This window comes from Pseudacidovorax sp. 1753, assembly GCF_040544975.1.
Lineage (GTDB): Bacteria > Pseudomonadota > Gammaproteobacteria > Burkholderiales > Burkholderiaceae_C > Xenophilus.
In genome coordinates, this window is sequence record NZ_JBEPKY010000017.1 from 96569 (window position 1) to 117872 (window position 21304).

Sequence of the window (21304 nt, forward strand, 5' to 3'; positions counted from 1 at the left end):
CCATGATCGATCGCCGCCAATGGCTGGCGGGCGCGGCCGCCGGCCTGCTCGCCCCCTCCTTCGCCTTTGCCCAGTCCGACGCCGCCAAGGGCCCGGTGCGCATCGTGGTGCCCTACCCGCCCGGCGGTCCCACCGACCTGATGGCGCGGCTGCTGCAGCCACAGCTGCAGCGCCGGCTGGGCACCACCGTCATCGTCGACAACCGCGGCGGCGCGGGCGGCAACCTGGGCAGCGCCTACGTGGCGCGGCAGGCGCCGGCCGACGGCCTGACGCTGCTGCTGGCGGCCAGCGGGCCGATGGCCGTCAATGCGGCGCTGTACAAGTCCATGCCCTTCAATGCGCAGGAGGACCTGCTGCCGGTGGTGCAGCTGTCGGCCTTTCCGCTGGTGCTGGAGGTGCATCCCTCGGTCAAGGCCCGCACCCTGAAGGAATTCATCGCCTATGCGGGCAGCCAGAAGGCGCCGCTCAACTTCGCCTCGGCCGGCAGCGGCACGCCGCAGCACCTGGCAGGCGAGCTGTTTGCCCGCGAGGCCAAGGTGCCGCTCACCCATGTGCCCTACCGCGGCGCCGGTCCGGCCCTCAACGACGTATTGGGCGGCCAGGTGCCGCTGATGTTCGACATCCTGGCCAGCTCGCTGCAGCACCTGCAGGCGGGCAAGCTGGTGCCCATCGCCGTCACCTCGGCCACGCGCAGCCCTGCGCTGCCGCAGGTGCCGACCATGGCCGAGGCCGGACTGCCCGGCTTCGAGGTGACCGCCTGGCACGGTATCGCCGTGCGCAGCGGCACGCCCGTGGCCACCGTGCAGCGGCTCAATGCCACCTTCCTGGACATCTTTGCCGACCCGGCCTTCCGCAAGTCCTGGGAGGCACTGGGCACGCCTGTGGTGGCCGGCTCGCCCGAGGCCTTCGGCCAGCTGATCCGCAGCGAGACAGCGCGGCTGGGGCGCATCGTGCGGGAGACGGGGGCGACGGCGGATTGAGGCGGCGCTTCGACACTGCCGTGAGCAAAAAAGATGGCACGGCAGCAGTCGATCGCATCGCCATCTTCCCTATCTCCAACCCCTTCAGAAGCTCACACTGGTGCTGAACCCCAGCGTGTACCGCCCCGTCCTGAAGCCCTCGGGCTTCCACAGCGGCGCACCAATGAACAGGTCGTAGTTCACCTTCTGCCAGGCGCCCCGCACGCCCACGGCCATACCGGCCAGGTGATTGCCCAGCAGGTACTGCGTACTCGGGCCGCCCACATGGCCGTAGTCCATGCCCAGGTACAGTTCCGCCCCGCTTTGGCCGACGGCCCAGCCCAGGTCGTTGCGCACGAACCAGCCGCGTTCGGCCATCAGGCTCGATTCGCCGTCGAAGCCGCGCACGCTGAAGCGCCCACCGATGGAAAAGCGGTCCTGGGGCAGCAGCGGCGTGCGGTTCCACTGCGCACGGATGAGGCTCGTGTAGCGCAGCTTCTCGTCGCCCAGCTTGAAGGGCACGTTGGCACTGACCTCGGCCGTGTACAGCCGCATGCGCGAGGTGCCTTCGTCGAAGGCGTCCTCCGGGGCGGGCTTGGATCCGAAGGCCCCCGTGCCGCGCCGGTAGGCCAGCGTGCCCTCCAGCGTCGCGTCGCCGATGAATTCCTTGTGATTGACGGCCAGTTCCCAGCCGCCGGTCACCCGGTGCTGCACGTCCAGTTCGGCGTCGTCCACGAAGTTGCGGGATTCTTTGCGCCAGCCCCGAATGCTCAGCAGCGTCTTGCGGTGCTGATCGCGCCAGACCATGCGCGAGAGCTTCACCTCGGCGTTGTTGGTCTTGCCCGCATAGATGTAGTCCTGCGAGTAGCCCTGCACCGTCTGGAAATACTGGCTGTTGGAGGCCGTGAAGCCCAGCGTCCACCAGCCATAGGGCAGCGAGTAATGAACGGTCTGGCCTTCTGTGCCCTTGCCGTCGTCGTTCAGGAAGCGCCCGCCGATGTTGTGGTTGGCGTTGACGTAGAAGAGGTCGTTGAGGCCCAGCGGGTTGTCCAGGGAGGCCGTGATGCCCGCCTGGTAGCGCCCGGTGGCCTCGGTGCCGCTGTCGTCCAGGCTCATCGCGACCCGCCACTTCTTGGCCTGCACGTACTTCACCACCAGATCGCTCTCCCCCGGACCCGCACCCGGCGCCATAGAAGGCTCGATCTGGATATCGGCTTCGGCCGTGGGCGAGCGCTTGAGGTTCTCCAGGCCCTGCTCTATCGCACGCAGGTTCAGCAGGTCTCCAGAGCGAACAGGAATCGCGGAAGCGAGAAAGGCACCTGAGCCCAGAAGCGGAACGCTGGAATCCGACGACAGGCGAATCGCAGCGATGCGCCCAGGCACGAGGGTCAAGGTCAGAACGCCACCTGTAAGGTCCTGCGGCCCGGCCAGCACACGGGTGGTAGTCCAGCCCCGGGCGATGACTTCCGCTTGGGCGCGAGACAGCACCGCATTGACGCCGCCGGTGCCGAGGCAGCGGCCAATGGGGGAATCGTCGCCAGCAGCACCCGACAGCACAGAAGGCGACACTGCCCACTGGAACGAATCAGCCTCGTCACCGACGAGCACCACGCGGTCTATGCGAAAGCATGGGGACTCGGAATAAGGAATGCGTGACACGGCAGCCGAAGCAGGCACCTTCAGCCGCTCATCCACACCGCGTTCATTGGCCTCACGGAGTGCCCGCTCTCGCTCCTGCAGACGCTGCTGCTCGTTGAACGATTGAGGACTGGTGGGTGATTGCTGCGCGAAGGCGAGCGAAGAAATGGTGGCGTATAAAAGCACCACCGAGCGTGACAGTTTATTCAATTTCCTCCCGGGCGACCTCATCGTTCGCGAGATCAACTTTTTTCTAGGCAACAAATAAATGGTCTAGATTTATATATTCTCTTAACGGAAAATCCGCTTTCCAAAACTCCACGTTGATGGTCTAAAAACGCTTGCCGGCTGACAGCCTGATTCATAATTAAGCCATCCGCATGAATAAGTCGCGCGTCTATATCGATAGTGATGGAAGAATCGTCGGCTGTAAGAATCTTTGTAGTTGTCAGAAGCCAATAATAATAGCGCCTTATTTAACTTTTAAGATGAATCAATGGGGGACATTAAAACTTAACAAATAGTTTGGCGCCATCCAGACACCAGCGCAACACAAAAAATTATAAATATTTTATAGAGAACTCAATATCAGCCTGACAGGAGTATGACTTTTCCCCCATTCATCTGTGGAAATATCTAATTCAGGCAAATACGCACACTCTCTTTTTTTCAAAATGGTAAAATCATAACTAAACCACCACGCCAATTCATTATTTTGAAGAATCTCTTCTGCCTTGACATTTATGATCTCCTCGGGCAGCTCTTCAAAATCTCCTCTATGGAATTCAATTGTCGCGACAGCAATCCAAGGCAGGTTGAGTAGAAGCTGGGAATTAGCTACTGCGCTTACAAGGCTAGAATAGCAGTCCGCAACTGCTTCGACTACTTTCGAGTAGCGCCTCGAGTCTGGGCTTGAAATTTTGTTATTAGAAAACTCCCATGCCATCTTGGCACAATCGATTTCTTTTATATTCATAAAATTAGCATATGCCTGTATATTGACTGCTCCTTTTTTAAGGGAAATAACGTCATCGTTGACTGCGTAAATATCCAGATGTTTGGCATGATTTTCAACGTGCACCAGATCTTCTATTCTAAGCCCAGATAAAGACATAATGTCTACCAATCCGCCAGAGAATGTTGCTTTCATTTGAAGTATGGCCTTTCACCAAGATAACGCAATGCCGTATTTATACCTCTTTGTACGCCTGGATTTTGCAGAAGCCGATTAACATAGTTAGGCACCGGGCCATCTGCTCCAGGCGCAGGCTCAAACAACCCTGTATTAGAATTGAAATAATATTTTTCTCCGTCAAGTTGAATATGAATTTGCCCTGCTCTTTGGCCCGGAGCGGGATTCTCAATATCAATTCGGACCCCGCTGTTATTGTACGTGGTTCGACTACTTATCCTTGGGCCATTTTCACCCAACAGCTCGCCATCAGAATTATATCTTCTATCATTATTGGGGTTCTTATCTCCGTCGCTCCCAGGAGGGGGAGAGGCCCCGTTAGGCGGCGTTCCATATGTATCGGCTCCAGGTACATTAGGGGTATTTTGAGCACTTGCGTTACCTCCATTTGAATTCTGCAAAGCAGAACTCATCATCGCGTCAACACCTAATATGATCGCCTGAACAACTGGCGGCAGGGATGTAAAAATATTATCAAGGCTGGCCGACGGTAGGCGGGGAGCGGATATGCTGATCTCCCCTGTGTCCGGGTCCACGGATATCGTACTTCCCGGCACTCCTGCAGCTGCAGGCGCCAAGCTCATGTTCCAGGCAGGGTTCAGCGGAATGAACTGAGTTCTCTCCACATTCGGATCCAGTTCGTCAGTGTACGTGTCGTATTGCGACCTGTACGCTTGGTAAAGCTGAATCAACACGTCTCGATACGCCGCAAGGGCGTTTTTCTGCTCTACCGAAAGATCCGATTCAGAAATTGCGCGATTAAACTCATCCAGTTGGTTATTGTAATTTTCAGCAGGAGTCTGGGACTCAGCGCCGATTGACGAGAACAGTTTTTTTCCTAGATCTTTAAGGATGTCTGGCGCAAGCTGAACAACATATCCAGTTGTGGTGGCAACTATTGACGCCTGCGCCTGAACATCCCTCAGGATGTTCTGCGTGTTCCAATCTTTGACAAGCGTCCCGACAGTCGAGTTGTCGCCCGTGCGAACCGACTGGCTGCCCGCAATTCCGCTGATACCGGCCACGGTTACGCTTTGAGTGGAACTGCTCGTGCTTCCAATGCCAGCACCTCCTCCGGGTGGCGCAGCCGACTGACCTTTCTTCGGATCCCAAGTCGGATTCGGATCGTCCTTGGTCGTGTATCCCAGGCTCAAGCTGCCATTCGCCGCATAACTGCTCCCGCTGGACTGACTCACGTTCTGCAAGTCCCGAATCGTCAGCGTGCCTCCGGTTTCGAAGCTGTTGCGGCCCTTGTCAATGGCAGCCTGCGTGCTCTCGATCACGCCACCCACCAGGGTCGTGTCCCCCTTCACGCTCACATCGAAGCCACCATCTCCTGCCTTCAGACCGGATTGCGTGTTCGGGCTGATGGTCACGCCATTGGCCTTGGCACCCGCGACGTTTGCGCTCACGGTCGCCACCGTCCCGACGCACCACGGCGGTATGCACAGGCTCACGTTCAGCCCGCTGCTGGACTGCTTGCTGTTGCCCACACTCACGTCCTGCGGCGTGTTGATCGTCAGGTTGCCGCCCACGTCGGCCTTGATGCGGTTCGCATCGACCACGGCGCCATTGAGCGTCAGATCGCCTCCACTCTGGATATTGACGGCATTGCCAGCGCTGACCTGCGAGGCGTTGTAGCGGGTGTCGTTCTGGTTGTCGCTGCCTTTGCTGCTGCTGACACCCAGTTGGATGCTGAAACCATTCTGGGCACCGACACCGTAGGTGACACCAACGCTCTCGCCGCTGCCCTTGCTCTGGCCCACCGACACGCTGGTGTCTTTGCTGGCCTGCAAGGTGATATCGCCGTCTGCCGACAGAGTCACGTTGTTCCCGGCCGCCACCGTGGAGCCGCTCACCAGGATGTCCGAGTCCTTGCCGCCGCCCGTTGCCACGATGTTCACATTGCCCGCACCCACCACGCTCGAGCCCACCGCCGTGCTGCTGTTGGTCGCGCTCGTGCTCTGGCTCGTGTTGCGGCTGACGTTGACGCTGACGCCATAGTTGAGCGAGCCCGACGGATTGGGTGACGTGGCCGCATCTGCCATCTGCTTGGCACCCATGGCGGTGGTCAATGCGCCCAATGCCTGCGCCCGTTTGTTGTCGGTTTCACCCATGGCCTGCAGCGCACTCAGAGGGCCCGTGGCCGAGACCTTGTTGCCGTCTGTGCTCACGCCCACACCAGCGAAATTCACATAGGCACTGCCGCCCACCAAGGTGCTGCTGTTGCGCTGCACCGAAAAGCTCTGTTCGGTGTTGTAGGCTTCCTCGATGCGGACGTTCTTCGCAAGGATGTTGACGTCCCCACCGGCCAGCGTTCCGTTCTGCCCCGCCGCCATGACCTGGCTGGCCGTCTGCTGGTAGTTGTTGCCAGCCACCAACGTGACATCACCGCCCAGGCTGACCACCTGACTGGGTGCCTGTGTCGTGCTGTTGCTGTTCTCGGCGCCAAAGCTCTTGACGTTGCCGATGGTGGGATTGGTCCACTTGCCCACCATGCCGCTGGCCGAGCTGCTGTTGGAGGTCTGGGTGCTGCTGGTGTTCTGGGCGCTCTGGATGGTCAGATCCTTGCCCGCCACCACAGTGATGTCGCCGTCTGCCAGCAGGGTGCTGCCGGTGATTGTCGTGTTCCTGCCACTCGCCACCATGAGGCTGCCCGCCGAGATGGTGGTCCCCACCGCCTGTGTGGTGTTCTCCACACTGGTCTGTGAGGACGACTTCTTGTTGCCAGCCGCAGCAATGGCCGTGGCGTCGGAGGAGAACATGGCGCCGGCCATCGCTTGCCCAAACGCGGTGCCGCTGCTGCGGCTTTGGCTGGCGCTCAGCCTTTGCGAGGTACTCGTCGCGGTACTCAGGTTCACGTCCCGGCCTGCGGACAGCGTGGCGGCGTCCAGGGCGCTGATCTGCGCCGCCTGAGCGTTGATGTCGTTGCCGGCCACGACCGAGACCGTGTCTGCGCTGAGCTGGCTCGAAAGGGCACTCGTTTCGCTCGTGCTGTCCAGGTTGGCCGAACTGGTCTCCTTGGTCAGCGTCCTGGTGCTGCCGACGACGCCCGTGGAGAGGGATGCGCTTCCCTGTCCGGCCGTGATGTTGATGTCGTGCTTGGCCGTAGCAACCAGTGCGCCCTCGCTGCTGGCGACGGCGCTTGCATGGATGTTGAGGTCATTGCCAGCGGCGATCCTCACGGAGTCCGTCGCCACGACCGCGGAGCCCACTTCGCGGCTGTTGCTTTCCACGAAGGCGCCCGCCGCGCGGTTCTTGCCCGTGCCGCCCGCCACGGCCATGGAACGGCTTGCCGATTCGGTGACGGTCCCGAGATTGACGTCGCGCACCGCCCCCAGTGCCGCACTGCCGGCGCTGCTGATGACGCCCCCAACGACGTTGAGGTCGCGCCCGGCCGAGGCCACCAGCACACCGTCGGGATTGCTGACGTACAGGCCCGCCACCCGGTCTATGTTCGTGCGACTGGCCGCTGCGCCGCTCGTGCTTTGCGTCGTGGTCTGCACATTGATGTCACGGCCGGCCGTCAGCAGTGCGCTGTTGGCCGCCGTAATGCTGCCGCCGATGTTGTTCAGGTCCGTCTGCGCCTTGATGCTGACATCGCCGCCCGCAATGCGACCGAGGTTGTTGACGTTGTCCGCGGTGATGGAGACCGCGGTGCGACCGGCTATCGTGCCGCCGTTGACGAGATTGCCCTCGCCGTGCATCACCATGGCGTCTGCGCTCAGGAGCGAGCCGCCGCCGGTGATGTCTCCGGGCTGCACGCGCACATAGACCTGGGGCACCAGCACCTTCCGGGTCGTCCCGTCGGGCAGTGTCACGGTCTTCTCCACCAGCCAGACGATGTCGCTGGTGAGCTGGGCCATCTGCTCGGCCGTCAGCGCGACGCCTGGGGTGAGGCCGTACTTCTGCGCGAACGTCATGCCCGCATTCATGAGGGCCGTGTACTGGTCCTCGTCGTTGTTGAATCCTTCCAGGAAGCGGTAGCCGGTGAGCTGCTGGACCTGGTCGCGGATGAGCTTCTGTTCGTAGAAGCCGTCGCCCAGTCGCTTGAGGGTGGTGTCGGGGTTCAGGCCCAGGTTGTTCAGCAGGTAGTCGCTGCTGAGCCAGTTGCGGTAGTTCGCAAACCGGGGATCCGTTTCGACCAGATAGTTGCGCCCAGCGCTGCCCGCCGTCGAGAACAGGCTGGCATTGGGCACCGTCGGTGCCGCCGCGCTGGTTCGCACGACCATGTCGACCGAACGCGATGAAGCCGCGCCGGTGGCGCCGCTGCCGGTACTCGATGAAGACACCTCTGCGCCATCAGCGCTGGCACCGCCCTTCACGGCAGAGGCGACTTCCACGATGGTCGGTGCGCGGGCACCTCCTGCCGTCTGCCCGGCGGCGCCCGCCTTGTCCGTGACGTTGCCGCTGGCGGCGGACCCTGGTGCAGTGCCCGACGCTGCGCTCACGAACTCGGCGCGCTCGCTGGTTCCGATGTCGACGGTATAGACGCCCTGCTGCGTCGGGATGATTCCCGGCACGAGGTTGTTGCCCTTGACGCCGGGCACCAGGATCATGGTGCCGCCCGATTCGACGATCCGCTGGCCCTGTGTGGGTGTGTTGTCCACGACGCCTGGGTCCACCGTCATCTTGCCGCCCGAAAGCACCTGGCTGTCACGGTTGCGAAGCAGACCGGTGTCGATGGTCATGTCGCCCCCCGAGACGATGCGCCCCGGGTCCGCAGGGTTGGCGGCCACGTCGGTGTAGGTGGTTTCGGTCCGCATCATGACGGTCCAGCCCTTGCCGCTGCGGTATTGACCGTTGTAGTTCACCGCCCAGTTGCGGTTGTCGTCCGTGTAGACGCTGGAATCCCAGGGAATCTCGACGCCCAGCCCCGTGGGAATGATGGTGGCGGGCTGCGCCACCGTTCCCGAGTCCACCCGTACCACCTGCATGTGCGCGTCGGTGTTGTAGATGGCGTTGGCGGCCAGTGCCATGTCGCCCAAGGACTCGATGGTCGCGCTGGCATTGTTGATCGTGCCTGCGCGTCCTGTGGCGTTGCTGGCTCCGTCCAGGCTGCCACCGATGGCCATGTCCCCCGCACTGAACACCAGCGCATGCTCCCGGTTGTTGAGGGTGCCCACGCCCAGGTCCAGGTCGGCACGGGCGGCAATGGTGGCCGCGCTGTTGCCCTCCTCCTGGTTGTTGAGCGTGCCCGCCGCAATGGCCACGTGGTCGCCGTAGATGCGGCCCGTGCCCACGTTGTTGACAGTGCCTGCGTCGATGCGGGTGAGGCCGTTGCTGTCGATCAGGCCCCGGTTGTCCAGCGTGCCCGCAGTGACCTGGGTGTCGGTGCCCGACATCTCGGCGCCGGCGGCGTTGGTGACCGTGCTGCCGCTCACCGTCAGTTGCTGGCCGGCCAGCAGCTTGCCGTTGTTGGTCAGGTTGCCGGTGGTGCCGTAGCTGAGGTTGCCGTTGGCAATCACCTCGGCGTTGTTCACGAGATCCTGCGAGGTGGAGAGGGCAAGGTCCTTGCCCGAGACCAACTTGCCGTCCCCACTGAACCTGGCGGCATCGACCACCACGCTCTGGTCCGCCACCAGCGTGCCACCCGTGTTGACCAGGTTCAGCGTCTTGGCGCCCGGATTCGCCGCATTCGGATCGGCCACCCTCAGCGTGTCGCCCGCCGACAGCAGCCCGCCCGTGTTGTCCACCATGCCGCCGCTGGTGACCGTGGTGTTGCCGTTGGCCCGCACCGCGCCCTGGGTGTTGTCCAGGCTGCCTGCGGTGATGGCGACGTTACTGCCCTCGATGCCCTGGTCGGTGCCCTGCGTGCCGCGGTTGCCCACGCTGCCGCTGGCCGTGACGGTGGTCGTCGCCCCCGAGCGCAGCAGGCCCGCGGTGTTGGTCACGCTGCCTGCCGTGAGGGAGAGGTTGCCCGCCGACTGGATCTGCCCGCCGCCGTTGTCGAAGCTCGCCGCGCCGGCCTGCCAGTCGATGGTGCTCCGGCCCAGCACCTGGCCCGCGGCGTTGGTCACTTCACCGGTGGTGGCGCTCATCGCTCCCTTGCTGCCGATGAAGCCACCGCTGTTGTCCACCGCGCCGGCGTGGAGCGTGAGCGTGTCGCCGCTGGCCAGGCCGCCCTGTCCGTTGGCATAGCCTGCCGCATGGGTGTTGCTCAGCGCCTGCCCATGGGTGTCGATGGTGAGCGCGCCACCGGCCTGGACGAGGCCGGCTTCGTTGCGCAGCGCGCCGGTCTGCAGCTCGACCGCATGCGTGGCCGCGATGGTGCCTTGCGCGTTGCCCAGTTCCTGGCCCTGGGTGTCGATGCGCAGGCGGTCGCCGAAGACCTTGCCGCCGCTGTTGTCCAGCCCGGCGTTGATGAGCGTGGCGCTGCCGCCCGCTTGCAAAGCGCCGCCTGCGTTGGTGGTGGCGCCCGAGGTGGTGACGGACAGGTCGCCCTGCACGGCGGCCACGGTGCCGCCGCTGTTGTTCAGGCTTGCCGCCGTGAGCGTGGTGTTGCCGTTGGCCGCCAAGGTGCCGCCCTGGTTGCTGGCCGCGCCCGAGACGGTGGCGTTCAGGTTCTGGACGGCCGTGATGCTGCCGCCGTCGTTGTTCAGGCTGGACGCGTTCACGGTGGTGTTGCCGCCCGCAGCGATCGTGCCCTGGTGGCTGTTGTCCAGCACACCCGTGGTGCTGACACTCAGGCTGGCGGTGTCGGCCGTGCGGATCTGGCCGCCGCCGTTGGTCAGCGTGCCGGCCGTCACTGCCGTCTGCCCATTGCTCGCGATGGCCCCATTCGTGTTGTCGAGGACCCCGCTGACGCCGATGTGGGTCGCACCCGCGCCGGTCTGCACGATCTGGCCGGCCTTGTTGCTCAGGCTGCCGGCGTCGATGCTGATCGCCGTGGCGCTGGTCGTGCCGCCATCCTGGTTGAAGGCTCCGGTGAGGCTCACGGCCAATGCGCCGTTGCTGGCCACCTCGCCGCCTGCGCCATTGAAGCTTCCGCCGCTCAAGGTGAGCGTGCCCGTGCCCGCGTGCGCGATCTGGCCACCCGCGTTCACCAGGCTTGTGGCCGACAAGCTCAGGTCCTGGCTGTTGGCGGCAATCACACCGCCGCTGTTGTCCAGCGTGCCGCTCACCGCAATCGCTGTTGCGGCCGTGCCGGTCTGCACGAGCTGGCCGCCTGCGGTGTTGGCGATGTTGGAGGCATTGATGTTCAGTTGCCCGCCGTTGAGGATGCCGGCCGTGTTGACCAGCGACTGGGCCGCGTTGGCATTGGCCGTGATGGTGAGGGTGCCGGGCGTGACCACCTTGGCGGCGCTCGTGTCCACGTTGCCGTTCGTGGCGATCAAGCTCACATTGCTGGCACTGGTGGTGCTGTGGGAGACGTCGACGTTGCTGCCCCGCAGTGCAAGGCTTCCAGCCGCCAGGTTCGAGCCATTGGCTGTCAGCGTGTTGGAAGCTGTGACGGTCAGATCACCGCTCGCGGCCAGCGTGCCGTCCTTGTTGATGCCTGCGCCCATGACACTGCTGGTGCCGGCGCTCACACTGCCTGCCGTGATTGCCGTGTTACCTGCGGCGGTGATGGTGCCCTCGTTGCTCAAGGCACCCGACGTGCTAAGTTGAAGACTGCCTTCTGCCCGCACGCTGCCGCCCTGGGCGTTGCTCAGGCTGCCGGACTGAATCTGCAGGCCTGTCCCCGCACCCAGACTGCCTTGGCCGTTGGTGATCGCCCCCGTCACGTTCAACTGGGTCAACCCATTGGCTGAGCCCACGCCGCCCTTGTCGTTACTTAGACTTGCCGCGCTCCAGCTCAGGCCGCTGTTGGCCGCCAGGGTGCCGCTCGTGTTGTCGGTGGCACCCGCGACGGCCCCCGTCATGGCGGCTCTGGCCGACAAGGTTCCTCGCGTGTTGTCCGCCTTGCCGCCGACCTGCAGGCTTGCATCGGTGTCGCTGGTCAAGGTGCCGTCGACGTTGATGAGGTCACCAGAGGTGGCAATGTCCAGGCTACCGGCGTGAAGCGTGCCGCCCGTGTTGTCCAGCGTACCCAGGTCTGCAGTGAAGGCGCCCGAGACATTGATGGTGCCGCCCTGGTTGCTGAAGCCCGGCTGCTTCAGGCTCATGCTCGCCACGCTCAGCGTGCCGCCGTTGTTGACCAGGTTCTGGGTCTGCAGGGTGATGGGGCCACCCGCATAGATCTTGCCGCCATCGTTGAGGATGGCGCCCGCCGCCGTGAGGGTGCCCGGCTCGGGCGCGGACGCGGCTCCCCCAGAAGAGGTGCCTGTGCTGCTGGACGAGCCGCCCGAGGAAGAACTCCCCGAGGACGTGCCCGATGAACCACCTGAAGACCCACCCGAGGTGGTCCCGCCAGAAGACCCTGAACTGCTCCCCGAGCTGCCCGACACCGGCTCGCTGCCGATCTGCCCGCCATTGGTGTTGGAGACCGTGGGTGCCGCGAGGGCCAAAGACGCCGAACTGGTCTGCCTGATCGTTCCCCCACGGTTGTCGATGTCGCTTGCGCTCGTGAGCTGGACGCTCTGACCTTCCAGGATGCCGGTGTTCTCCAGCCGCCCTGCCGAGGTCACCACCAGGCTGCCTGCACTCGCTCCGAGCTTGCCGGCATTGCGCACGCCCAGCCCGGCCTCCGTCCCCACCAAAACGATGTGCCCCGCGTACATTCCGCCCAAGGCAGCGACGTCCAGTGCATACGCAGGTGCAGGCCCATTGGCCGAGGCCGCCGTGACCTGGCTGTGGTCGGCACTGATCTGATTGGCACCTGTGACCACCTTGAGGTCATTCGCATAGATGGCCGCATTGACCTGCAAGGCCCGGCTGAGGATGGCGGCGTAGTCCGTGGTGCTCAGATCCAGCCCCTTGCCGTCCACGCTGACGGTGCCGCCATTGACCACATAGCCGTCCAGCGAGCCGCCCAGGCCGTACTGCGGGGTGCCGGTGGTCAGCGTGACGCGCGAGGCATTGATGAAGCCGCCGCCATTGACGCTGATGCCGCTGGGGTTGGCGATGATGACTTCGGCCCGCTGGCCAGCGACTTCGACGTAGCCATTGAGGTAGCTCGGGTTGCTGCTGGCGACCTGGTTGACGATGACGCGCGCCGGCCCCGTGGCGAGCCAGGGGTTGCCCTGGATATAGCCGCCAAGCTGACTTTGCACGGGCGTGCGGCTGTTGTTGAGGATGGCACCCGGCGTACCGACATCGAACTGGCTGTAGTGGTTGACGCTGACGCCACCCGCAGAAGGCGTGGTGATGTTGACCAAGGGCACCCCGTTGGGCGCTACCAATGTCTGGGGACGCTGCGAGGGCAGTGCCAAAGGGTTGGGCACGATCTGGGCATGCACGACAGGCAGCCAGCCGATCAATGCGAGGGCCGCGACCAACCCGCGAAGCACCCAGGGCCGTTGCCCTTCACCCGTCCCAGCCGAAGCGCCGTTGCGGCCCTTGCCTGTGCTCGTTGCCGTTTCCTGAACCACCATGCGCTGGCCACGCACGGCATTGAAGATGACTCGGTGGAAATTCTTGTTCATGTGCGCCCGAGCACTGGGCAAGCACATTCCCGCCCAGCGTCGCTCCCTGATTCATTGAGCGAAGAATTCTGGGCGCCGCCTTCAAAGGCGAGGCGGACTTATTCCACACCGACGACGGTTGATCGCGCCAAACACGAACACCGACGCGCAACCGCGTCGGATCTTTAATTTCTTGCGAACTGATCAGTCGAAGCCGAAACACCAGGCACGCTTACGGAGAAGCCAGGCCGATACCGCCCCGGCTCAAAGCGCCGGATGCCTCCGATGCCAATCCGTCATCTGCTGATAGGCCCAGCCCGCTCGCACCAGCAGCGCCTCGTCGAAATGGCGCGCCACGAACTGGAAGGCGATGGGCGTGCCCGCTTCGGTGAAGCCGCCGGGCAGCGTGATCGTGGGGCTGCCGGTCATGTCGAAGGGGCAGGTATAGCGCAGCATGGCCGACATCAGGTCGGCATCGGTGCCGAAAGTCAGCATGCGTTCCAGCGTGGGCGAGGCCACGCCCTGCGCGGGCACCAGCAGCAGGTCGATGTCCTGGAACAGGGCGCGGACCTTGCCGCTGAAGTCGTGCCGGTGCAGCACGATCTTCTGGTAGTCGGTGCCCGTCTGCGCATGGCCCAGGTCCAGCAGGCCCGAGAGCGCAGGACCGTACATGTTCTTGCGCGCCGGATAGGTGGACTCGTGCACCACGGCCGCCTCGACGGCGCACAGCGGAAACCAGTCGGCGATGGCCTGCGTGGGATCGGGGAAGACCACCTCGCGCAGCTCGCCGCCCAGATCGCGCACGGCGGCCAGCACGCCCACCATGACCTGGCGGGTGGCCTCGTCGACGCCCTCGCTGTTCCAGCGTGCATCGATGCCGATGCGCAGCCCCTGCAGGCCGCGCTCCATGCCGGCCAGGTAGTCGGGCACGGCCGCGAGGCTGGCGGTCGGGTCCTTCGGATCGGCCCCGGCAATGGCGCCCAGCATGGCGCCCGCGTCGGCCGCGCTGCGGGTCATCGGCCCGATGTGGTCCAGCGTGGCGGCGAGCTCGAAAGCGCCGTAGCGGCTGACGCGGCCCCAGGTGGGCTTGAGCCCCGTGAGGCCGTTGGCAGCAGAGGGGAAGCGGATCGACCCACCCGTGTCGGTGCCCAGCGAGCCGTAGCACAAACCCGCGGCCGTGGCCACGCCCGAGCCGCTGGACGAGGCGCCCGACCAATGCGCGGCGTTCCACGGATTGACGGGCGGCACCACCGTCGGATGGTGATCGGCGTAGGCACTCTCGGTGAGCTGCAGCTTGCCCAGGATCACGGCGCCGGCCTCGCGCAGCTTGCGCACCGCCGTGCCGTCCTCGCTCGGCACGAAGTCCTGATACAGCGTCATGCCCGCGGCCGTGGGCACGCCGGCGGTCCAGCACAGGTCCTTGACGGCCACCGGCACGCCATGCAGCGGGCCGCGGATCTCGCCGCGGCCGATCTCGGCCTCGGCCTGCCGTGCATCGGCCAGGGCCTGATCGGCCATCACGCGCACATAGCTTTGGAGCGCGCCGTCCTGCGCGGCGATCCGCGCGAGCTGGGCCTCGGTGACCTCCACCGGCGACAGCGCCTTGCGCTGGATCTGCTGGCCGACTTCGACCAGCCCGAGATAATGCAGTTCTTGGTTGCTCATCCATGGACTCCTGTGTATTGGCTCATGATTTCGAAATCGCCCAGGTGCTCGCGCGGCACTTCGCCGCCGATGTGGCCGCGCTTGATCACCAGCACCCGCTGCGAAACGGCGGCGATGAATTCGAGGTTCTGCTCGACCAGCACGATGGTCAGGCCCGTGCGGTCGCGCAGCGCGGCCAGGGTCTCGGCGATCTCCTCGATGATGGAAGGCTGGATGCCCTCGGTCGGCTCGTCGAGCAGCAGCAGCGTGGGCTTGCCCGCCAGTGCGCGCGCGAGGGCCAGCAGTTGCTGCTCGCCGCCGGAGAGCGAGCCGCCCGGCCGGTCGAGCAGTCGCTTGAGCCGCGGGAAGTGCTCCAGCAGTGCCTCGACCGTGTCCATGCTGCGCTCGCCGGTCTTGACCAGGCCCATGCGCAGGTTGTCCAGGGCGCTGAGCGTCGGGAAGATCTCCCGCCCCTGCGGCACATAGGCCATGCCCAGCCGCGCGCGGGCAAAGGGGGCCAGGCGCGTGATGTCTGTGCCATCGAAGCGCACCGTGCCCGCAGTGGGCCGGATCACGCCCATCAGCGTCTTGAGCAGCGTGGTCTTGCCCATGCCGTTGTGGCCCAGGATGCCCACCGACTCGCCGGCGGCGATGTGCAGCACAACGTCGTTGAGCACCGGGATGGCGCCGTACCCGGCATGCAGATTCGAGACTTCGAGCATCGGTCCGTCTCCGCACTCAGTGGGGCTTCTTGCCCAGGTAGATCTGCTGGATCAGCGGGTCGCTCATGATGCGATCGGGCGTGTCCTCGCGGATCACGGCGCCCTGGTGCAGCACCGTGACCTTGCGCGCGATCATGCGGATGAAGTTCATGTCGTGTTCCACCACCACCAGCGCATGCTGGCGGTTGATCTCCAGGATCAGCTCGGCCGTGCGGGCCACCTCGGCATCGCTCATGCCTGCGGCCGGCTCGTCCAGCAGGATCAGCGGCGGATCGGCCGCGATCACCACGCCGATCTCCACCCACTGGCGCAGGCCGTGCGCCAGCAGGCCGGCCTGCACGTCGCGGTAGGCCGACATGCCCACGCGCTCCAGTGTCTCGCGCGTGATGCGCTCGGCCTGCATGCTGCTGTTGAGCCGCCGGGCCGACAGCCAGACGTTCTCCCACACCGTCAGCCCGTTGAAGAGGCTGGGCACCTGTGTCTTGATGCCGATGCCCAGGCGCCCCGGCTCGTGCGGCTGCATGCGCGAGATGTCCTGGCCACGGAACAGGATCTGGCCCGAAGTGGGTTTGACCTGTCCGGTCAGCAGCTTGAAGAAGGTGCTCTTGCCGGCGCCGTTGGGACCGATCACGCAGCGCAGCTCGTTCTCGGCCAGGGTGAAGTTCACGTCGCGCGTCGCATGCACGCCGCCGAAGCGCACGTTGAGGTCGCGGGTCTCGATCAACGGCGTCATCGCGTGGGCTCCATGGGGGCCAGGGGGGAAGCACCTGCACCATCAGCAGCAGAGGCCGCCGAAGGCCGCGTCGCAGCAGGCACGGCAGGCCGGGAGCGCCGCAGCCTGCGCCATGCCGCTTCGATCAGTTGCCCGGCCGTGGGCACGATGCCCCTGGGCACCAGCAGCACGAAGACCACCAGGATGCCGCCGAGCACGAGGTTGGCGTTGAGCGTCTGCTGGGTGCCGATCTGCGTGGTCAGCCACTGGATGCCGACCGCACCCACCACCGGGCCGACCAGCGTCCCGAGCCCGCCGACGATGACCCAGATGATGATCTGCGCCGACTGGGCCAGGCCGAAGATCGTCGGGCTGGTGAAGGCGCCCCAGTTGGCGAACAGGCAACCCGCCAGGCCCGCAATGGCGCCGCCGAGCGTGAAGCTGAAGAGCTTGTAGGCCCGTGCGTCGTAGCCCAGCAGCAGCACGCGCTGCTCGTTCTCCTTGGCCGCCACGATCACCCGGCCGACCTTCGAGGCAAGCAGGGCACGCAGGCCGACGTAGACGACCAGCAGGCAGGCGAAGGCCAAGTAGAACAGGTCCTTGGGCGTGAGCACCTCGTCCTTCAGCCCGGGCCAGTTGAGCGTGGGGATGGCCGGGATGCCGTTGAAGCCGCCCAGCGGCGCATCGCCGATGCGCCATTCGGGCCCGGCCGTCGAATTGACCAGGTTGAACAGGATCAGCGTCACGGTGAGCGTGATCACGCCCATGTACACGTCCGACAGCCGGCCATAGAAGATGACGTAGCCCAGCAGCGCCGCGAAGAGCGCCGGCACCACGATGGCCAGCAGGAAGGGCAAGGTGCTGTCGCCCAGGTTCATCACCGCGATGGCATAGGTGTAGGCACCCAGCCCGAAGAAGGCCGCCTGCCCGAAGCACAGGATGCCGCCGTAGCCCCAGATGAAGGCCAGACTGACCGACAGGATGGCCATGACCACATAGATGGTGACTTCGATCAGCGTGTAGTCGTCGATCACGACGGGCAGCCCCAGCATCAGCAGCAGGCCGAGGGCCAGGCAGACGATGGCGCTCGCCCACGAATTGGCGAAACGGTTCACAGGGACCCCTTGAAGAAACGGCCGGTGATGCCCTGCGGCAACACGCGCAGAAGCACGATGGCGGCCACGAGCAGCGCCACCTCGCCCAGCACGGGCGTGGTGGCGAAGGTGGCGAGCTGGTTGATGGCACCGAACAGCGACGAGGCGCCCAGCAGCCCGGCGAGGATGGCCGGCCCGCCGCCGATCACCGTGATGAAGGCCTTGGCCACGAAGGCCGCGCCCATGGTCGGCACCACGCCCGTGAGTGGCGCCAGCAGCCCGCCCGCCAGCCCCGACAGCGCAGCGCCGACGGCGAAGGTGACCGAATACACCCGGCTCGGACTGATGCCCAGCGCATTGGCCATGTCAGGCTTCTGCATGGTGCCGCGCGCGATCAGTCCCCACTGGGTACGGGTGAGCACCCAGCGGATGGCCAAGGCCACCACCACCGCCACGGCGATGATGACCAGCGTATAGCCGCTGACCGAGTAGGCCCCCACCGAGAAGCTGCCCAGCGGCGCCGACACGCCCGCCGTGGTGTTGCCCGCGATGGAGGTCACGATGCCCACCAGCAGCAGCGACAGCCCCCAGGTGGCCAGCATGGTGTCGACCATGCGCCCATAGAGCCGCCGGATGACCAGCCGCTCCAGCACCACGCCGATGGCGCCGACCGCCACGGGCGCCACCACCAGCATGGCGACCCAGAGGTTGATGCCCAGCTTGAGCGCCAGGATGACCGCATAGGCCCCCAGCATCATGAACTCGCCATGCGCCAGGTTGATCACCTTCATCATGCCGAAGATGACGGCCAGCCCGGCCGAGACGATCACCAGGCCCGCCACGGCGTACAGCACCTGGATGACCACGATCAGCGCAAGATCCATGTCGATTGACTCCTCGGTCCGGGTCGTTCCACTTCAGGCTTTGATGACGTACTGCTGGTTGTCTTTCGGGTTCTTCTGGAGGTTGCACACCGCGCTGGTGTCCACCGGCGGCTGCTGCTGGAAGGTCTCGACGATGTTCAGCTGCTTGTTGCGCACCTCGGCGATGCTCACGTTCAGCACGCAGTGGTGGGTCTGGGCATCGACCGTGACCTTGCCGCTGGGCCCGTCGATGCTGATGCCGCTCTCCAGCGCGGTGATCATCTTCTCGCGGTCGATGGAGCCGGCCTTCTTCACCGCCTCGGCCCAGAGCTTGAAGCCCTGGTAGGTTCCCATGGCCAGCTCGGTGATGTTGGGATAGTCGCTGCCGAAGCGCTTGTAGAAGCGCTCCTTGAAGGCCTTGTTCTGCGGCGTGTCGAGGTTCTGGAAGTAGTTGTACGAGACCAGGAAGCCGTCGGTCTCCGCGGGTGAGAGCACGATGTGCTCGTTGCCGCCGGCGAAGGTGGTCGAGGCCAGCGGGATCTTCTTGGTCAGGCCGGCCGCCGCCCACTGGCGGTAGAAGGAGATGTGCGCGCCACCCACCAGGGCCGAGACGATCATGTCGGGCTTGGCGGCCTCGATCTTCGAGATGGTCGGGCCGAAGTTCGTCACATCCAGCGGGAAGAAGTCGATGGAGGCGACCGAGCCGCCGTTGTCCTGCACGAACTTCTTGACCCACTGCGAGGTGATCTGGCCGTAGTTGTAGTCGGCCGCCACCACGTAGACCTTCTTGCCCCACTTCTTCATGGCGTAGGGGATGAGCTTGGCCACCGTCTGGCCGGGCGTGACGCCGGTGCAGAAGGTGTTGCGGTCGCACACGCCCCCTTCGTACTGCGTGTTGTAGAAGTAGAGCGTCTTGTTGCGGGTGAGCACCGGCCGGATCACCTCGCGCGAAGCGGAGGTGATGCCGCCCATCACCACCGTGGACTTGTCCCGCAGGGCCGACTGCTGCGCGAACTGCGCATACAGCTGCATGTTGGACTGCGGGTCGTAGGTGACCAGCTTGATCTTCTTGCCGAGCAGGCCGCCGGCCGCGTTCTGCTCCTCCACTGCCAGCGTCATGCAGTCCGCCATGGGCTTGCCGTAGATGTCGAGGCCGCCCGACATGTCGATGATGCTGCCGACGACGATCTCGTCGGCCGCCATCGCGGCCATGGGCAGCAGCGGCAGCGCCGTGCCGGCCAGGGCGGTGGCAGAGCCTTGAAGGAAGGATCGACGATCCATGGGAACACTCCTCGTTGATCTGACGGACGCAGCCCGTCGTTGTGTGTGAAAGGGATGAAGGAACGGGAACGCTGGGGTCCGGGGCGGGCGCAGCGCGCCGCCCGGGTCGGATGGCTCAGAGGCTCTTCCAGTCGCCGGCCTGCTCGAAGGCATAGGCGGCGCGGTAGATGGTCTCTTCGTCGTAGTTGCGGCCGACGAGCATCATTCCGACGGGCAGGCCGTCGACCAGGCCGCAGGGAATGCTCATGGCGGGGTGCCCCGTGACGTCGAAGGGGCAGGTGTTGGGCAGCACCTCGAAAGCGCGCGTGATCACTTCTTCCAGCGACGCGCCCGGCTTCGGGATGGGCGTGGCCGTGATCGGCAGCGTCGGCATCAGCAGCAGGTCGAAGTCCGACAGGGCGGCGTCGTAGGCCGCCGTCAGCTTGCGGGCGAGGTTCTGCGCCTTGGCATAGAAATGGCCGCGGTAGTGCTGGATGAAGTACTCGCCCAGCACCATGGTGATCTTGAGCGTGTCGGACAGCTCGTCGGCACGCTGCTTCCAGCCGGCATGGAAGTCCACCAGGCTGGTCACGTACAGGCCCTTCCAGTTGAAGCCGTGGCCGTTGTCCTTCATCATCTGCTGCGTCGCCCCTTCGGCGGCGATGGGCAGCCAGATGGCCGGGCCCAGTGCGTGCATCGGCACCGACACCTCGCTCACGGTGGCCCCCAGACGCGTGAACACCTCGGCGGCGTTGCGCACCTTCTCATTGACCGCCGCGTCCGACTGCGGCCAACCGAAACCTTCGGTCACGATGCCGATGCGCAAGCCCTGCACGCCCGTCTTCATCAGTTCGCTGTAGGGCTTGGAGCCCTGGCCCGCATGCTGGCGCGGGTCCAGGCCGTCCGGCCCCGCCAGCGCTTCGAGCATCAGCGCGTTGTCGGTCACGTTCGCCGTCATCGGTCCGGTGTGGTCGATGGTCAGCTCGATGGGCATGACGCCGGTGTAGGGCACCAGGCCATGCGTGGCCTTCATGCCGTAGATGCCGCAGTAGGAGGCCGGCATGCGGATGGAGCCGCCCTGATCGCCGCCGATGGCCATGTCGACCTCACCGGCCGCAACCAGCGCAGCGCTGCCCGAGGACGAACCGCCCGCCGAATAGCCCATGCGCCAGGGGTTGTGCACCGGCGAGGGCGAGCTGGTGTGCGAGCCGCCCGAGAAGCAGAAGTACTCGCACTTGGCCTTGCCCACGATGGTGGCGCCGGCATCCAGCAGCCGCGTGACGACGGTGGCGTCGACGTTGGGCACATAGCCCTCCAGCGTGGAGGCGCCGTTCATCATGGGCACGCCAGCCAGGCAGACGTTGTCTTTCAGCACCACCGTCTTGCCGGCGAGCTTGCCGCCGGGCTTCCCCTGGATGGTGGTCTTCACGTACCAGGCACCGTACTGGTTCTCCTCACCCGCGGGGAAGTAGCCGGGCGTGCGGGCATAGGTGACAGCCGGCTGGTAGTCGGGCATCGCGTCCACGGCGTCGTAGGCGTCGAAGTTGGACTGCAGCAGCGCGTTGTAGCTGGCGGCCTGGGAATCGGACAGATGGATGCCGAGGCTGAGTGCGACGTCCTGCAGCTGCTCGACGGTGGGGCGCTTGATGGCCATGAAGGGACTCCGTGTCACGAGGGAAGAAGAGGTGCCCGAAGCAGACGGACACCCTGCGTT

The 21304-nt window shown here is 64.9% G+C and carries 11 protein-coding genes; 1 reads left to right on the forward strand and 10 read right to left on the reverse strand.

Annotated elements, in window-relative coordinates; translation table 11 throughout:
• Positions 1-2 precede the first annotated feature (2 nt).
• A complete protein-coding gene (locus ABIC63_RS20985) occupies positions 3-980 on the forward strand; it encodes a tripartite tricarboxylate transporter substrate binding protein (RefSeq protein ID WP_354321219.1) in 978 nt (325 codons plus the stop codon).
• A gap of 84 nt (positions 981-1064) precedes the next feature.
• Here ABIC63_RS20985 and ABIC63_RS20990 read toward each other — a convergent pair whose 3' ends face one another.
• The 10 genes from ABIC63_RS20990 to ABIC63_RS21035 all read right to left on the reverse strand — a co-directional run bounded on the left by ABIC63_RS20990 (position 1065) and on the right by ABIC63_RS21035 (position 21244).
• On the reverse strand, positions 1065-2828 hold the full coding sequence (locus ABIC63_RS20990) for a ShlB/FhaC/HecB family hemolysin secretion/activation protein (RefSeq protein WP_354321220.1): 1764 nt from the start codon (positions 2826-2828) through the stop codon (positions 1065-1067).
• A gap of 340 nt (positions 2829-3168) precedes the next feature.
• Positions 3169-3747, reverse strand: coding sequence for a hypothetical protein (locus tag ABIC63_RS20995; RefSeq protein ID WP_354321221.1), 579 nt, complete (start codon positions 3745-3747; stop codon positions 3169-3171).
• Positions 3744-13316, reverse strand: coding sequence for a two-partner secretion domain-containing protein (locus tag ABIC63_RS21000; RefSeq protein WP_354321222.1), 9573 nt, complete (start codon positions 13314-13316; stop codon positions 3744-3746). Before ABIC63_RS21000 ends, ABIC63_RS20995 begins: the two co-directional genes overlap by 4 nt.
• 243 nt (positions 13317-13559) lie before the next feature.
• Positions 13560-14960 (reverse strand): amidase, encoded by a 1401-nt coding sequence (locus ABIC63_RS21005; RefSeq protein WP_354321223.1) that lies wholly within the window; start codon positions 14958-14960, stop codon positions 13560-13562.
• On the reverse strand, positions 14957-15661 hold the full coding sequence (locus ABIC63_RS21010) for an ABC transporter ATP-binding protein (protein WP_354321224.1): 705 nt from the start codon (positions 15659-15661) through the stop codon (positions 14957-14959). The genes ABIC63_RS21005 and ABIC63_RS21010 overlap by 4 nt, the downstream gene beginning before the upstream one ends.
• A 16-nt stretch (positions 15662-15677) precedes the next feature.
• Positions 15678-16394 carry an ATP-binding cassette domain-containing protein gene (locus tag ABIC63_RS21015; RefSeq protein WP_234195272.1) on the reverse strand — a complete coding sequence of 239 codons (717 nt, stop codon included), beginning with the start codon at positions 16392-16394 and terminating at the stop codon, positions 15678-15680.
• On the reverse strand, positions 16391-17488 hold the full coding sequence (locus ABIC63_RS21020; RefSeq protein ID WP_354321225.1) for a branched-chain amino acid ABC transporter permease: 1098 nt from the start codon (positions 17486-17488) through the stop codon (positions 16391-16393). The genes ABIC63_RS21015 and ABIC63_RS21020 overlap by 4 nt, the downstream gene beginning before the upstream one ends.
• Positions 17485-18351, reverse strand: coding sequence for an ABC transporter permease subunit (locus tag ABIC63_RS21025; RefSeq protein ID WP_234195274.1), 867 nt, complete (start codon positions 18349-18351; stop codon positions 17485-17487). The genes ABIC63_RS21020 and ABIC63_RS21025 overlap by 4 nt, the downstream gene beginning before the upstream one ends.
• 33 nt (positions 18352-18384) lie before the next feature.
• Positions 18385-19611: an urea ABC transporter substrate-binding protein gene (locus ABIC63_RS21030; RefSeq protein WP_354321226.1), complete on the reverse strand. Its 1227-nt coding sequence runs from the start codon at positions 19609-19611 to the stop codon at positions 18385-18387.
• A gap of 115 nt (positions 19612-19726) precedes the next feature.
• Positions 19727-21244, reverse strand: coding sequence for an amidase (locus ABIC63_RS21035; RefSeq protein WP_354321227.1), 1518 nt, complete (start codon positions 21242-21244; stop codon positions 19727-19729).
• Positions 21245-21304: the final 60 nt, after the last annotated feature.